Origin of the sequence: Paracoccus broussonetiae (assembly GCF_031854425.1) — a bacterium.
Classification (GTDB): Bacteria; Pseudomonadota; Alphaproteobacteria; order Rhodobacterales; family Rhodobacteraceae; genus Paracoccus; species Paracoccus broussonetiae.
In genome coordinates this window covers 84893-99112 of sequence record NZ_JAVRQI010000015.1, presented here as the reverse complement: position 1 = coordinate 99112, position 14220 = coordinate 84893, and the positions used below count along the sequence as shown (strand labels likewise).

14 protein-coding genes are annotated in these 14220 nt (G+C 64.2%); 7 read left to right on the top strand and 7 right to left on the bottom strand.

Going from position 1 to position 14220, the window contains the following annotated elements; translation table 11 throughout:
• Positions 1 to 73 precede the first annotated feature (73 nt).
• Entirely contained in the window at positions 74 to 493 is a 420-nt protein-coding gene (locus RM190_RS18490) for a VOC family protein (RefSeq protein ID WP_311760940.1), read from the bottom strand.
• A 102-nt stretch (positions 494 to 595) separates the two neighbouring features.
• Between RM190_RS18490 and RM190_RS18485 the strand changes: the two genes are divergently transcribed.
• Together RM190_RS18485 and RM190_RS18480 are read left to right on the top strand one after the other, a co-directional pair.
• Positions 596 to 916 carry a DMT family transporter gene (locus tag RM190_RS18485; RefSeq protein WP_311760939.1) on the top strand — a complete coding sequence of 107 codons (321 nt, stop codon included), beginning with the start codon at positions 596 to 598 and terminating at the stop codon, positions 914 to 916.
• A 142-nt stretch (positions 917 to 1058) separates the two neighbouring features.
• Complete coding sequence (locus RM190_RS18480) at positions 1059 to 1655, top strand: HNH endonuclease (RefSeq protein ID WP_311760938.1); 597 nt, start codon at positions 1059 to 1061, stop codon at positions 1653 to 1655.
• Positions 1656 to 1832: 177 nt separating this feature from the next.
• On the opposite strand, the gene RM190_RS18475 is transcribed toward RM190_RS18480, so the two are convergent.
• Positions 1833 to 1994: a hypothetical protein gene (locus RM190_RS18475; protein ID WP_311760937.1), complete on the bottom strand. Its 162-nt coding sequence runs from the start codon at positions 1992 to 1994 to the stop codon at positions 1833 to 1835.
• A 142-nt stretch (positions 1995 to 2136) separates the two neighbouring features.
• Between RM190_RS18475 and RM190_RS18470 the strand changes: the two genes are divergently transcribed.
• Positions 2137 to 3219 carry a PA0069 family radical SAM protein gene (locus tag RM190_RS18470; protein ID WP_311760936.1) on the top strand — a complete coding sequence of 361 codons (1083 nt, stop codon included), beginning with the start codon at positions 2137 to 2139 and terminating at the stop codon, positions 3217 to 3219.
• Here the strand turns inward: RM190_RS18470 and bmt are convergent.
• Together bmt and trpS are read right to left on the bottom strand one after the other, a co-directional pair.
• Positions 3216 to 4172 (bottom strand): betaine--homocysteine S-methyltransferase, encoded by a 957-nt coding sequence (bmt, locus tag RM190_RS18465; RefSeq protein ID WP_311760935.1) that lies wholly within the window; start codon positions 4170 to 4172, stop codon positions 3216 to 3218. The genes RM190_RS18470 and bmt overlap by 4 nt on opposite strands.
• A 72-nt stretch (positions 4173 to 4244) precedes the next feature.
• The gene (gene trpS, locus RM190_RS18460; protein ID WP_311760934.1) at positions 4245 to 5264 is read right to left on the bottom strand and encodes a tryptophan--tRNA ligase; all 1020 of its coding nucleotides are present in this window, start codon (positions 5262 to 5264) and stop codon (positions 4245 to 4247) included.
• Between the two features lie 87 nt (positions 5265 to 5351).
• Between trpS and RM190_RS18455 the strand changes: the two genes are divergently transcribed.
• Entirely contained in the window at positions 5352 to 6062 is a 711-nt protein-coding gene (locus tag RM190_RS18455; protein ID WP_311760933.1) for a rhomboid family intramembrane serine protease, read from the top strand.
• Here RM190_RS18455 and murJ read toward each other — a convergent pair.
• From murJ to RM190_RS18440, 3 genes are read right to left on the bottom strand one after another with little or no spacing between them, the layout of a single operon-like run.
• Positions 6053 to 7597, bottom strand: a complete 1545-nt coding sequence (murJ, locus tag RM190_RS18450; RefSeq protein ID WP_311760932.1) for a murein biosynthesis integral membrane protein MurJ — start codon at positions 7595 to 7597, stop codon at positions 6053 to 6055. The genes RM190_RS18455 and murJ overlap by 10 nt on opposite strands.
• Before the next feature lie 18 nt (positions 7598 to 7615).
• The gene (locus RM190_RS18445; RefSeq protein ID WP_390908672.1) at positions 7616 to 10411 is read right to left on the bottom strand and encodes a [protein-PII] uridylyltransferase; all 2796 of its coding nucleotides are present in this window, start codon (positions 10409 to 10411) and stop codon (positions 7616 to 7618) included.
• A 17-nt stretch (positions 10412 to 10428) separates the two neighbouring features.
• Positions 10429 to 11631 carry a penicillin-binding protein activator gene (locus RM190_RS18440; protein WP_311760930.1) on the bottom strand — a complete coding sequence of 401 codons (1203 nt, stop codon included), beginning with the start codon at positions 11629 to 11631 and terminating at the stop codon, positions 10429 to 10431.
• A 113-nt stretch (positions 11632 to 11744) separates the two neighbouring features.
• Here RM190_RS18440 and rsmI point away from each other — a divergent pair, with 113 nt between their 5' ends.
• From rsmI to gshB, 3 genes are all read left to right on the top strand, one after another.
• On the top strand, positions 11745 to 12650 hold the full coding sequence (gene rsmI, locus RM190_RS18435) for a 16S rRNA (cytidine(1402)-2'-O)-methyltransferase (RefSeq protein WP_311760929.1): 906 nt from the start codon (positions 11745 to 11747) through the stop codon (positions 12648 to 12650).
• Entirely contained in the window at positions 12650 to 13045 is a 396-nt protein-coding gene (locus RM190_RS18430) for a YraN family protein (protein WP_311760928.1), read from the top strand. The genes rsmI and RM190_RS18430 overlap by 1 nt, the downstream gene beginning before the upstream one ends.
• Positions 13046 to 13113: 68 nt before the next feature.
• Positions 13114 to 14076, top strand: a complete 963-nt coding sequence (gshB, locus tag RM190_RS18425) for a glutathione synthase (protein WP_311760927.1) — start codon at positions 13114 to 13116, stop codon at positions 14074 to 14076.
• Positions 14077 to 14220: the final 144 nt, after the last annotated feature.

Sequence of the window (14220 nt, the reverse complement as noted above, 5' to 3'; positions counted from 1 at the left end):
TCCAGGCGAAGCCACAGCGCGTGCCCGTCCGGGCGCGGCGCTGACAATTCGCCTTTGCTGGCGCTGATCTGTTTCAGCGCCAGATTACGGGATCGGCAATTTCGATCGAATTCCCGGCAGGATCGCGGAAATAGATTGACCGCCCGCCCTGGGGCCAGGTGAAATCAGCCTCGATCTTTATCCCCTTGCTCTCAAGATGATCGCGCCACAGCGGGATCTGCTCTGCGCTGGCCGACAGGCAGAAATGGCCGGGACCGTCCGCACCATGCGGCGGCACGGGCAATCTTGCATCCGGGCGCGGCGGAATCCGCGTCGCCGCTGCGCAGAAAACCAGCAGCACCTGATCCCCACAGTGGAAGAAGGCATGGCGTCCCGGCTGACGGGCGATCTCGGTCAGGCCGATCACCTCGGACCAGAAACGTGCGGCCCTGTCCAGGTCATCGGCGTAAAGCGCCGTTTCCAGGGGTCCGTTCAGGCGGGGCGGTGCGGTCATGACACCATCCTGTCACGGCCGCCGATACTTTGCCAAGCCCGGCCTTGACCACATGCTGCGCGTCGGACAGAACCGAAGGCAGCAGTTGGAAAAGGACATGACATGGCCTGGATCTATCTGGGAATTGCCGGAATTCTCGAGGTCGTCTGGGCCTTTGCAATGAAGCTTTCGGATGGGTTCACCAAGCCCGTTGCCTCGGTCGTGACCATCGTCGGGTCGATCATCAGCTTCTGGTTCCTGTCGCTGGCGATGAAAAGCCTGCCGCTGGGCACGGCTTATGTGATCTGGACCGGGATTGGTGCGGTCGGTTCCTTTATCCTTGGGATTCTGGTGCTGGGCGAGGGGGCCGATCCCCTGCGCGTTCTGGCCGCCGCCCTGATCATCGCGGGACTGCTGCTGCTGAAATTCGCGACACCGCACTGACCCGGCCTGTCACGCCCGTGTCACGCATCGCGGGTAATCCGTGGTCAGGGCATATATTCAGGGGCTTGTCAGGGCGCGGTCGCGATATATAGTCGGCCTCACGACGTTCCGACAAGTTTCTGGCAGGCGAGGCAAAGGGCCGATGCTGGACGACCATGGCGACTTTCGAAGCCAATTCGTGCGCGAGCCATCGAACTTGCGCCACCACCCCGCATTGGTGCTGAACGCGGATTTCCGTCCCCTCAGCTACTACCCCTTGTCCCTGTGGCCGTGGCAAGAGGCGATCAAGGCGGTGTTTCTGGACCGGGTGCAGATCATCGCCGAATATGACGAGGTAGTCCGAAGCCAGCGGGAGGCGATACGCATCCCGTCGGTCGTCGTGCTGAAAGATTTCATCAAACCCCAGAAGCGCGTGGCATTCACGCGCTTCAATCTTTTTCTGAGGGACGAATTCTGCTGCCAGTATTGCGGGGCCAAGGGCGAGTTGACCTTTGACCATGTCGTGCCCCGGTCGCGGGGCGGCGTGACAAGTTGGGAAAACGTGGTTGCCGCCTGTTCACCCTGCAACCTGAAAAAGGCAAACAAGTCGCTACGAAATTCGGGGATGCGGTTGCGCCGCAATCCTGCACGTCCCACGCCCGAGGAAATGCACGCCTCGGGACGGCGCTTTCCGCCGAATTATCTGCACGAAAGCTGGATGGATTATCTTTACTGGGACACCGAGCTGATCGCCGGGTAATCGCCCGGACGGGAAACTATCGGGCCGTTTCTTCTGGACATCTCCAATGCAATCCGCGCGCCGGCGGGCATATCAACCGATTTTGGCTGTGCTGGAACGGTTATCTGGTTCAGCTGGTTTCGGGCGGTTGCGTTCCGCCGTGGTGTGCAAGGGACCGCACGAGATCCTGCGTTTGAACTAGTGATGCTCGCGCATCGCCAGATGAGCAACCGCCGCAGCCATCAGGGCCACAAGGCCAAGGGCAAGCATCGGGACGCCGACCGCGCTGGCCGCCCAAATGGTCAGGCCAGCGGCAAGGATCACGGCAAGGACTAGGATCAGGAAATGCGGCAACGGCATGTCGTCCTCCAATGCCTTTAATATGTGCGCTGGGGGTGGAAACCGGAAGCCCCCTTCGTTCCCAACCCGATCACAAGGCGTAGGGTTTCCGCATTTCGGCGATGTTCTTGTATTGTTCCTGCTGACGGGTTAGTATCCGGGCATGACCCTGCCACCCAGACATCCCGAGGAAAGGCTGCGCGCCCGTGGGGCGGATACAAGGCCGGACGCAAGGTTCGAGCCATATCAGCGGATCCGCGAAAGCGACGGCTGGGATTATCCCGAAGACCCAGTGCTGTTGCGGACCGAGGTAACGATCGAACAGGCGCGCTCGATCATTGCGCGCAATACCTCGCCCGACATCACCTTCGACCGCTCGGTCAATCCCTATCGCGGGTGCGAGCATGGCTGCATTTATTGCTTCGCGCGGCCAAGCCACGCCTATCTTGGGCTGTCGCCGGGGCTGGATTTCGAAACCCGGATCACCGCCAAGCCCAATGCGCCGGACCTGCTTGCGGTCGAGATCGGAAGGCGGGGTTATGCCGTGGCGCCGATTGCCTTCGGGACCAACACGGATCCCTATCAACCGGCCGAGGCAAGGCTTGGCATCATGCGGGCCTGCATCGGTGTGCTGTCCGACTGGAACCACCCGATGACGCTGGTGACGCGGGGCGCGACGGTGATGCGCGATGTCGATCTTCTGGGGGACATGGCAGGACGGCGGCTGGTCACGGCTGGGGTGTCGCTGACAACGCTGGACGCGCAACTGTCCCGTGATCTTGAGCCACGCGCGCCTAGTCCGACCACGCGGCTGAAGATGATCGAATGCCTGGCAAGGGCAGGTGTGCCGGTTCGCGTCATGGCCGCGCCGATGATCCCGGTGCTGAATGAGCACGAACTGGAGCGGATCCTGACTGCCGCGCGGGATGCGGGGGCCAGCACCGCCGCGATGATCCCGGTCCGCCTGCCGCTGGAGGTCGCGCCCCTGTTTCGCGACTGGCTGGACCGTCACCGGCCGGGCATGGCGGCCCATGTCATGTCGCGCATCCAGACGATGCGGGGCGGGCGAGACAACGACCCGCGTTTCGGCGCGCGGATGCGGGGCGAGGGGGGCGAGGCGGAACTGCTGCACAAGCGTTTCAAGCTGGCGAAAAAGCGGTTGGGGCTGGACGGGCAAAGCCCGGTCCTGGATTGCAACCTGTTTGCGCCTCCGCCCCGGTCCGGGGACCAGTTGTCGCTGTTCTAGCGGTCCGGCATCAGCCCGCCGATGCGCGCCGAGATCGCATCGCTGCTGGGGCGTTGCCCGGCGGGGCGCTGGACCAGCGCATCATGCATCGCCGCCAGATGTGCCGGTGTCGTGCCGCAGCAGCCCCCGATGATGCGCACCCCAAGGTCACGGGCAAGAACGGCAAATTCTGCCATCACCTCGGGCGTGCCGTCATAAATCAGGCCGCCATCCTGATAGCGCGGCACACCGGCATTGGGTTTCGCGATCAGGGGACGCTCGGACCCGGTCGCCGAAAAGCCCGAGATCGCCAGCAACAGCTCGGCCGGGCCGGTCCCGCAATTCGCACCGTATGCGACGGGGGGATGGGGAAGGCGTTCGACCAGGGTGGCCAATTGGGGCGGGCTGACGCCCATCATGCTGCGACCGCCGGGTTCAAAGCTCATCATACCGCACCAGGGCAGGCCCACCGCCTGCGCCGCACGGGCCGCGGCGCGCATTTCCTCGACCGCGCTGACCGTCTCGATCCACAGGATATCGACGCCGCCTTCCTTCAACGCCTGCGCCTGCTCGGTGAAAAGGCGCGCGGCCTCGGCCTCGGTCAGGCGGCCGACGGGGGCCATGATCTCTCCGGTTGGGCCGATCGAACCGGCGACGATGACCGGGCGGCCGCCTTCTGCGACCGCTTCGCGGGCAAGGCGCGCCGCGGCGATGTTGAGGGACACCACCCGGTCCGCGGCACCGGCCAGTCGCAACCGGCTGGCATTGGCACCGAAGCTGTTCGTCAGGATCAGGTCCGCGCCCGCCGCGATCATCTGCCGATGCAGGTCTCGCACCCTGTCGGGTTGGGTTTCGCACCACAGATCGGGGGCGTCGCCGGGGGCCAGCCCCATATTGTAAAGATTGGTCCCGGTCGCGCCGTCGGCCAGAAGCCAGGGACGCGCGCCGAGCAATCGGGACAAGAGGTCCGTCATTGTCCTACCCGTTCTCGCACGGGATGGAGGTTATCACATCCCGCGTGGAAATACCTGATTTTCCTTGCCCGTTCAGCGGGACCGGATCATTCCCATGATCTCTTTGGTGCGCTCGACGATGGGCTGGGCGATTGCCGCGGCCTGATCAGCGCCTCGACCAAGGATGCGATCAATTTCTGCGGGATCTGCCATGAACTGGCTCATCCGGGTCGTGATCGGGGCCAGGGTTTCGACGGCGACTTCGGCCAGCGCCGGCTTGAAGGCGCCGAAGCCCTGTCCCTCGAAGCGCGCCAGCACCTGGTCGCCCGTCTCACCGGTCAGGGCGGCGAAGATGTTGACGAGGTTGCGGGCCTCGGGGCGGTCCTTCAGCCCGTCCATCGAACCGGGCAGGGGTTCGGCATCGGTGCGCGCTTTGCGGATTTTCTGCGCGATGGCGTCGCCGTCGTCGGTCAGGTTGATGCGTGCGGCATCCGAGGGATCGGATTTCGACATCTTCTTGGACCCGTCGCGCAGGCTCATGACGCGGGTGGCGGTGCCTTCGATCAACGGCTCGGTGATCGGGAAGAAGTCGAGGCCGTAGTCGTGGTTGAACTTGGCCGCGATGTCGCGGGTCAGCTCCAGATGCTGCTTCTGATCCTCGCCCACCGGCACGGCGGTCGCGTGATAGGCCAGGATGTCGGCTGCCATCAGCGAGGGATATGCCAGCAGACCCAGCGAAGAGTTCTCGGAGTTCTTGCCAGCCTTGTCCTTGAACTGGGTCATCCGGTACATCCAGCCCACGCGCGCGACCGTGTTGAAAAGCCACGCAAGCTCGGCGTGCTGGGAAACCTGGCTCTGGTTGAACAGGATCGAGACTTCGGGATCGACCCCAGACGCCAGAAAGGCCGCCGCGACCTCGCGTGTGTTGTGGCGCAGCTTCTCGGGGTCTTGCCAGACGGTGATCGCGTGCAGGTCGACGACGCAATAGATCGTCTCGGCCCCCTTGCCCTGATATTCGGCGAAGCGTTTCAGCGCACCCAGATAGTTCCCCAGCGTCAGCCCGCCCGAAGGTTGGATGCCGGAGAAGATGCGCTTGGCGAAGCTCGTGGTCATGGCACTACCTGCTTGGAAAAATCCGTAGGCTGGCTTACCCCTTGGCCGTCCCGGGCGCAACAGCCCGGACCAAGGAAGAGGAAGACGATGCGACCCGGTTACGACGAATCCCCGCTGAATCCCGTTCCCGCCGTGGTTTGGGCGTTGGTCCTGCCCATGATCGCCAGCGAGGCCGTCTTTGGTCTTGCGCAGATGGGCCTGACCGGGGGCGGGCCGGGCGCAGGCATGGCGATGCGCCAGGTCGCGGTCGAACGCACCGCCTATATCCCCGACCTGATCCTGCAACTGTGGCAGATGCGGGTGATCCTGCTGGACCAGAGCTGGCGGATCCTGACCTATCCCTTTGTGCACCTGTCGCTGATGCATGGCGTCTTCGTCGTCGTCTTCTGCCTTGCGCTGGGGAACCTTGTCGCCAGCCAGTTCCGGGCCTGGGCGGTCGTCGCGCTGTTCTTCGGGTCGTCCATTGGCGGGGCGCTGATCTATACCCTGTTCGCGGGCCTCTTTCCGCAGTTCCGCTTTCAGCCGCTGATCGGCGGCTATCCTGCGGTCTATGGCCTGGTCGGGGCCTTCACCTTCCTGCTTTGGACGCGGCTTGGGCAGGAAAACGCGAACCGGATGCGGGCCTTCACCCTGATCGGGATGCTGCTGGCCTTCCAACTGGTGTTCGGGATCCTTTTCCAGTCCGGGAATACGACGTGGATCGCCGAGGTGGCCGGGTTTGCCGTCGGGTTCCTGATGTCCTTCGTCCTGATCCCGGGCGGTGTCGCCCGGGTCATGCGTCAGATCCGTCAGCGCTGACGCCGGAATCCGGCGCGCAGGTCCGACGGGCGGAATGCCCCCAGCAATGTCGCGGCCACGCCATAGGTCGCGACCCCGCTGGCGACCAGCGCCAGCAACGCAAGATAGCGGGTGCCGGGCTGGTAAAGCGTATCGCCCAGCATGACCATCACGCCCCAGATCACCAGTCCCATGACTGCCGATGCCGCGACGATGCGGGGCAGCCGGTGGAGCAGGCGGTCGTCAAGTTCGGCCGCTTCGCCAAAGGCGCGGGTGCCGCGCCACAGTTGCAGCGCCATCGTCCAGCCCGCGATGGTCGTGCCCAAGGCTGCGGCCGAGAACCCGATCACCGGCGCAAGCCCAAGGGCCGCGACCGCGTTGACCACCATCGACCAGACCGCGAAGCGGAACGGGCTGCGCGTATCCTCGCGAGCGAAATACAGCGGCTGCAGCACCTTCTGCAAGACAAAGGCGGGCAGGCCCGCGCCATAGATCGCCAGTGCCAGCGCGGTCGGGCCGACATCCGCCTCAAGGAAAGCGCCGCGCCGGAACAGTACCGAGATCAGCGGGTAGCTGGCGATCACCAGCGCCACGGCGGCGGGCACGGTCAGGAACAACGCGAATTCGGTGGCACGGTTATAGGCGTGGCGTCCCCCGTCGGTATCCCCCGCCTTCAGCCGGCGTGAAATGTCGGGCAGCAGCACGATGCCGATGGCGATGCCGACCACGCCCAGCGGCAGCTGATACAAACGGTCCGCGTTGGTCAGCCAGGCAATTGCGCCGTCGTAGAAAGAGCCGACCTGCCGGCCGACCAGCAGGTTGATCTGCACCACTCCCCCCGCCAGCACCGCGGGCGCTGCCACCGCCAGAAGGCGGCGCATGTCCGGGGTCAGGCGCGGGCGGCGCAACCGCAGCGGAAAGCCCATGCGCTTCGCCGCCCACCAGACGCAGAACAGCTGCGCGACGCCGGAAACAGGGGTCGACCAGGCCATCGCCATGCCCATGTCCCAGCCGTTCCGGTCCGCCAGCAGCATCGCGACGATCAGGATGAAGTTCATCAGCACCGGCGCTGCGGCAGCGGCGATGAAGCGGCCGCCCGCATTCAGCAGTCCCGACAGCAGCGCGGTCAGCGAGATGAACAGGATATAGGGAAAGCAGATCCGGCCATAGATCACCGCAAGGTCGAAACGCTCGTCGCCCCTGAACCCCGCGGCCATCGCGAGCACAAGCCAGGGCATGATGAGATGGGCAATCGCCGAAACCACCAGCACGACCGAGAACAGGCCCGAAAACGCCTCTTCGGCAAAACCACGGGGATCGTCGTCGGCTTCGAGCCGCTTGGCGAACATCGGCACGAAGGCGGTGTTGAACGCGCCCTCGGCAAAGAAGCGGCGGAACATGTTCGGCAGGGTGAAGGCCACCAGATAGGCCTGTGCGACGGGTCCGGTCCCCAGATAAGCCGCGATCATCACGTCGCGGATGAAGCCGACAAGGCGGCTCGCCAGGGTCCAGGCCCCGACCGAGAGGAAGCCCCGGATTAGTCTGATCGGTTGCATTGAAGTCTTTCCGTGATCTCAGAACGGGCCGCCAAGCCTTCGCTCGGCCTTTTCGGCCCGCTCGGCGCCGTCCTTGATCGCTTGTTGCAGTTTCTTGCTCAGCGCCTCGCGTCGGTGCTGTTGGTGCAGTTTCAGCCCGAACATGTCCTTGACATAGAAGGTGTCGACGACCTGCGCCCCGAAGGTCGCAATCACCGCGCTGGAAATCTGGATATGGTTTTCGGCCAGGGTCCGGGTCAGGTCGTAAAGCAGGCCCGGCCGGTCACGCGTATCGACCTCGATCACGGTATAGACGTCCGATGCCTCGTTGTCGAACGTGACATGGGTCGGAAAGCGGAAGGCGCTGTCGCGTTTCCTGGGCTTGTCGCGGCCTGCAAGCGCCTCTCGGGGGACGATCTCTCCGCGCAGGGTGCGCTCGATCATCTTGCGCAGGCGCGGCAGGCGTTCATCGGCATAGGGGTGGCCGTCGCCATCCTGCATCCAGAACACTGCGGTCGCGAAGCCGTCCTTGGTCGTATAGGTGCGGGCATCGACGATATTGGCCCCGACCAACGCGATCGCCCCCGCCAGCCGCGAGAAGATGCCCGGATGGTCGGCCAGCACGAAAGCCGCGCGGGTCGCGTCGCGGTCTACATCAGGATGCAGGTCGATCCTGATTTCGTCATCGGTCAGCTCGCGCAGCAGATCGGCAAAGACGAATTGCGTTTCCGTGGGCAGGCTGGGCCAGTAGCTTTCATAATGGCGCCCAAGCTCTCCCTTGATCGCCTTCGGCTCCCAGCCCTTGGCGGTCAGAAGGTGGCGCAGTGAACGCTTGGCCTCTCCCGTGCGGCGGTCGCGGTTCAGCTCTTCCAGGCCGTTCTTCAGTGCATGTTCGGTCTCGCTGTGCAGCCGCCGCAGCAGGACGGCCTTCCAGTTGTTCCAGGTGCCCGGCCCGACGCCGCGGATATCGCAGACGGTCAGGACGGTCAGCAGGTCCAGCCGCTTCACGGTCTTCACCACCTTGGCGAAATCGCGCAGTGTCCGCGGATCCGAGATGTCCCGCTTTTGTGCGACGTCCGACATCAGCAGATGGTTGCGGATCAGCCATTCGATGGTCTCGATCTCATCGGGGTCAAGACCGAAGCGGGTGCAGACCCGGCGTGCCAGCCTTGCGCCAAGGATCGAGTGGTCTTCGGCCCGGCCCTTGCCGATATCGTGCAGCAGTACCGCCAGATAGATGACGCGACGATTCAGCTTGCCCTTCATGATCCGGCTGACCGTGGGAAGGTCCGCGATCTCCTCTCCGCGCTCGATGGCGGACAGGGCGGCGACGCATTGGATCAGATGCTCGTCCACCGTGTAGTGGTGATAGACGTTGAACTGCATCATCGCGACGACCGGCGCGAATTCGGGGATGAAGGCGGCGAGAACACCAAGTTCGTTCATCCGCCGGAGCGAGCGCTCCGGATTGCCGTGCTTCAGCAGCAGGTCAAGGAAGATCCTGACCGCCACCGGGTCCTGACGGACGCGGTCGTCGATCAGGTCCAGATTCGCCGCGACCGAACGCATGGCGTCGGGATGCAGCAGGATCCCGGTCCTCAGCGCCTCTTCGAACAGCCACAGGATGTTCAGGGGATCGGACAGGAATTGCGCCTCGTCAGCATAGTTCAGGCGCCCGCGATCAACCTTGAAGCCGGCGCGCACGCGCTTGCGGCGGCTGAAGAACCCGTTGAGGATCGGAGCCTTGTAAAGGTGCCTCGCCTCAAGCGCGACCAAGAAGACCCGCGTCAATTCACCCACGCGGGTCGCCTGGGTGAAATATTCCTGCATGAATATCTCGACCGCGCGGCGTCCGCCCTGATCGCGATAGCCCATGGCACGGGCAACTTCGACCTGCATGTCGAAAGTCAGCTGGTCACTGGGACGGCCCGCGATCAGATGCAGATGACAGCGCACGGCCCACAGGAAATCCTCGGCCTGCCAGAAGGTCAGGTGCTCTTCCTTGGTGAAGAAACCCAGGTCGACCAGTTCGACCGCGCGGTCGACGCGGTGGATGTATTTCGCGATCCAGTAAAGCGTCTGCAGATCGCGCAACCCGCCCTTGCCCTCCTTGACGTTCGGCTCAAGGACATAGCGTTGGCCGCCCTGGCGACGGTGACGCTCGGCCCGTTCGACCAGTTTCGCCTCGATGAATTCGGGGACGGAGTTGTCGAAAAGTTCGCCCCACAGGCGGTCGCGCAGTGTTTCGGCGGTGTCGGCAAAGCCGCAGATCAGTCGATGCTCAAGCAGGCTGGTGCGGATGGTGATGTCGCCCGCGCCAAGCCGCAGGCAGTCATCGATCGTTCGCGTCGACTGACCGACCTTCAGCTTCAGATCCCACAGCATGTAAAGCATGGATTCGACCACGCTTTCGGCCCAGCCGCTGACTTTCCAGGGGGTCAGGAACAGCAGATCCACATCGGATTGCGGCGCCATCTCGGCCCGGCCATATCCGCCAATTGCCAGCACCGCCAACCGCTCGGCATCGGTCGGATTGGTCTGGGGATGCAGCACAGTAACGGCGACGTGGTGGATGGCCCTGACGGTCGCATCCGTCAGGCTTGCAATGGCGCGGACCGTTTCCCGAGCGGCACGCGGATGGGACTGGAAACCCGTAACGATGTCGGCCAGCGCCTCAGCCCGGGCGCGGGTCAGGATGGCGACAGTCCGGCTGCGGATCTCGCGCGCGCCCTCGGCGCCTTCAAGCGCGGCGACGAGATGCGGCAGAAAGGTCTCGGGCGAGAACAACGAATGTGCCCCGGGCAATGCCGGGGCGCTTTGAGGCAAAGGTTGCACGGGAATGCCGGTCAAGGTCAGAACCCTGCGCCGCCAAAGCTTTGCGGCGCGGGATCCAGAATTTGGACCTGTCCGTTGCGGATCGTCGCGACCGAAAGCGCGCGTTCGTTGGTGCCGTCACGACGCAGGCGGAAAGCGCCGGTGATGCCCTGGAAGCCCGAGTTTTGCGTCAACCCGGCCGTGGTCAGGGCATTGCGCTTTCCGGCGCGGACCAGCGCGGCGATCGCGGCGACGCCGTCATAACCAAGCGAGCCAAGCTCATGCGGAGCCTCGCCAAAGGCCGCGCGGTAACGCTGGTCGAATTGGCCTTTCATCCGAGTGTCGGGCAGCGCGAACCAACCGCCCTGCACACCGCGCAGTCCCATCCGCGACGCGGGCTGGTCCCAACGTGTCAGGCCCATCATCTGCACGGTGGCCGAGGTAACGCCCGCATCGGCCAGTTTGTCGGTCAGATAGGGTAGGACCGCGCCGTGGTTGGCGGTCAGGAAGACAGCATCGACATTGCCCGACAGCGCGGCCTGACTGACATTCGGGATCACCCCGTCGATGCCCTGCTGCGAGACGGGATGCGTGGCCAACCCGGCAAGGGTCGCGCGGTTGCGCTGGATCGCCTTCTGGATCGCTTGCGAACCGACCTGGCCCGCCACGTCATCCTCGGCCACGACCAGGATGCGGCGCTTGCCGTTGCGGACCGAATAGCGCACCAGCCGGTCGGCGACGTTGCCAAAGGTGTTGCCCAGAACGAACAGGTTCCCGCCCGCAATGTCGGCATTGTTTGAAAAGGACAGCACGTTGATCCCGCGCGGTGCCATCGCGACGCCCACGGCATTGGCGGAATCCGCGAATAGCGGGCCCAGGATGATCTTTGCCCCCTCATCGGCCGCCTGGTTGGCCTTGGCCACTGCGACCGCCGGGTCCGAGCCCGCCTCATAGACGCGCAGATCGATCGTCGCGCCCTGCGCATCGCGCGCTGCCATCGTCGCCGAATTCTTCAGTGAACGGGCAAGCCAGTCCATGTCCGCGCTGCCGGTGCCCGCAGGAACCAGAAGGGCGACGGGTACTGGTTGAGATGGGTCGATGGTCTGTCCGGTCGAGGGGCCCGACATGCCGGTCTGGATCGGCTGACATGCGGCGAGCACCAGTGCCGATGCGAATGCGGCGATCCGGGCCAAGGGGCGACGCAAGCCGAAGCTGCCGCGGCGCGTGGACGTGACGGTCATGGCATGATTCCCTGTTGCTGCGGGCTGAGGACTTAACGAAGGCAGGTTATTGTCATATCCGGGGGTTGGCAACTTCAGCGGCCCCGCCGCGGCACCAAGGAAAGGGAATGGCGATGAGCGAGAACGAACAGGCAGCACGGGCGGCACCGCGCACCCTTTCGCTGACCATCTCGAACCAGCCGCCGGAATCTGCGCTGTACCTGGTGGCGACGCCCATCGGCAGCGCGCGCGACATCACGCTGCGCGCGCTGGACGTCCTGAATACCGCTGACATCCTCGCGGCCGAGGATACCCGCAATCTGCGCCATCTTCTGGACATTCACGGCATCGCGGTCCGGGGACGTCGCATGATCGCCTATCACGATCACAATGCCGACCGCGCCCGTCCGGCGATCCTGCAGGCGCTCGAAGAGGGGTTGTCGGTGGCTTACAGTTCGGATGCCGGCACACCGCTTGTCGCAGATCCCGGCTATCGTCTGGCGCGCGACGTGGCCGAGGCCGGGTTCAAGGTGCGTGCGCTGCCGGGGCCTTCGGCAGCGCTGGCCGCGCTCAGCGTCTCGGGCCTGCCAAGCGATCGATTCCTGTTCGTCGGCTTTCCTCCGTCGGCGGCCGGTGCTCGGCGCAGGTGGATCGAAAGCTGGGCCGAGACACAGGCGACGGTCATCGCCTTCGAAAGCCCGAGGCGCGTTAAGCAATTGTTGGAAAACCTCTGCGAAATTGACGCGAACCGACCTACGGTGATTTGCCGGGAGCTGACGAAGAAATTCGAAGAGGTGATGCGCGGTTCGGCGGGCGAACTGGCGGGAGCAATCCCGGACGAAGGCCTGCGCGGAGAGATCGTCGTGCTTTTCGGACACCCCGAAGAAAAGCCCGTCGATGAGGCTGATCTGCGCGAAGTGCTGTCCGAGTTGCTGGGCAGGATGTCGGTCAAGGATGCCGCAACCGAGGCGGCGGCACGATTTGGAATGCCGCGACGAGAGGCCTATGCCCTTGCCGTGGCGATGCAGAAGGAGGCGTGATGACCAAGATCGCCGGGCAGGGCCGCAATCCCCGAAGTGCACGCGGCAGCACAGCGTTTGCTTCGGGCCGGATGGGCGAGGACTCGGTCTGCCGCAACTATCTTGAACGCGGTTACGCGCTGGTCGCGTCGCGCTGGCGCGGCAAGGCCGGCGAAATCGACCTGATCCTGCGCAAGGGCGAGGAATTCGTTTTTGTCGAGGTGAAAACCGCGTCGCAGCATGACCGCGCCGCAGAACGGATCAACGGGCGCCAGATCGATCGGATTTGCCATGCCGCGCTGGAGTTTTGCGGCGGACTTGCGACCGGGTTGCTGACGTTGATGCGCTTTGACGCGGCCTTGGTCGATGAAATCGGTCGGGTCGAGATCATCGAGAACGCCTTCGGGGGCGCTTGATCCGTAAGGCTTGCAATGCACCACTGGGCGCGCCAAAACTCCGCCCGAACAAGGCCGGAGTTGCACGCATGAGTCTTTACGTCGCCCTTCAGATGGATCCGATCGAGCACGTCTCGATTTCCGGGGACAGCACGTTCCGACTGGGGCTTGAAGCCGAGGTGCGCGGACACCGCCTGTTTCAGTATACCCCAGACAAGCTGAGCTATGTCGAGGGCAAGGTGCTTGCCAAGGGGCGCCCCGTCACGCTGCGGCGCGAACAGGGAAACCACGTGACCTTCGGGGATTGGGCCGAAGTGGACCTGGCCGAATTCGATGTGATCTGGCTGCGCCAGGACCCGCCCTTCGACATGGGCTATATCACCAACACCCACCTGCTTGACCGCGTCCATCCGAAAAGCCTTGTCGTGAACGACCCTTTCTGGGTCCGCAATTGCCCCGAAAAGCTTCTCGTTCTGGATTTTCCGGACCTTACCCCGCCCACGCTGATCACCCGCGACATTGCCCAGATCCGTGCTTTCCGCGAGCGGCATGGGGATATCATCGTGAAACCGCTTTACGGCAATGGCGGGGCAGGGATCTTCCATCTTCACCCGAAGGATCCGAATCTGTCCTCGCTGGTCGAGACATTTTCAGGAATCAACAGGGAGCCGATCATCGCGCAGAAGTATCTGCCCGCGGTGGTCAAGGGCGACAAGCGGATCATATTGGTCGACGGTGAGCCGGTGGGGGCGATCAACCGCGTTCCGGCGGCGGGTGAGGCGCGCTCGAACATGCATGTGGGGGGAAGGCCGGAAAAGATCGGCCTGACAGACCGGGAACGCGAGATCTGTGCGATCATTGCGCCTGTCCTGCGTGAAAAGGGCCTGCTGTTCACCGGGATCGATGTGATCGACGGCTGGCTGACCGAGATCAATGTCACCTCGCCGACCGGCATTCAGGAGCTGGAGCGTTTCGACGGCACCAATGCCGCCGCGCTGATCTGGGACGCGGTGGAACGTCGGCTGGCAGAACGCGACAGAAAGACGCTCTGAGCGGCAGCATCGGCTCCTTGGCGAGGTTCGCACCACAATTGTCAAAGCGCGGTGGCTCCGTTTCGGTGCGCTGACCTTGCTGCGCCGAGCCGGGTCAACACGTTGGACGCCGGGGTTCGCGGGTAGGGCGAGGATGTGAACGTG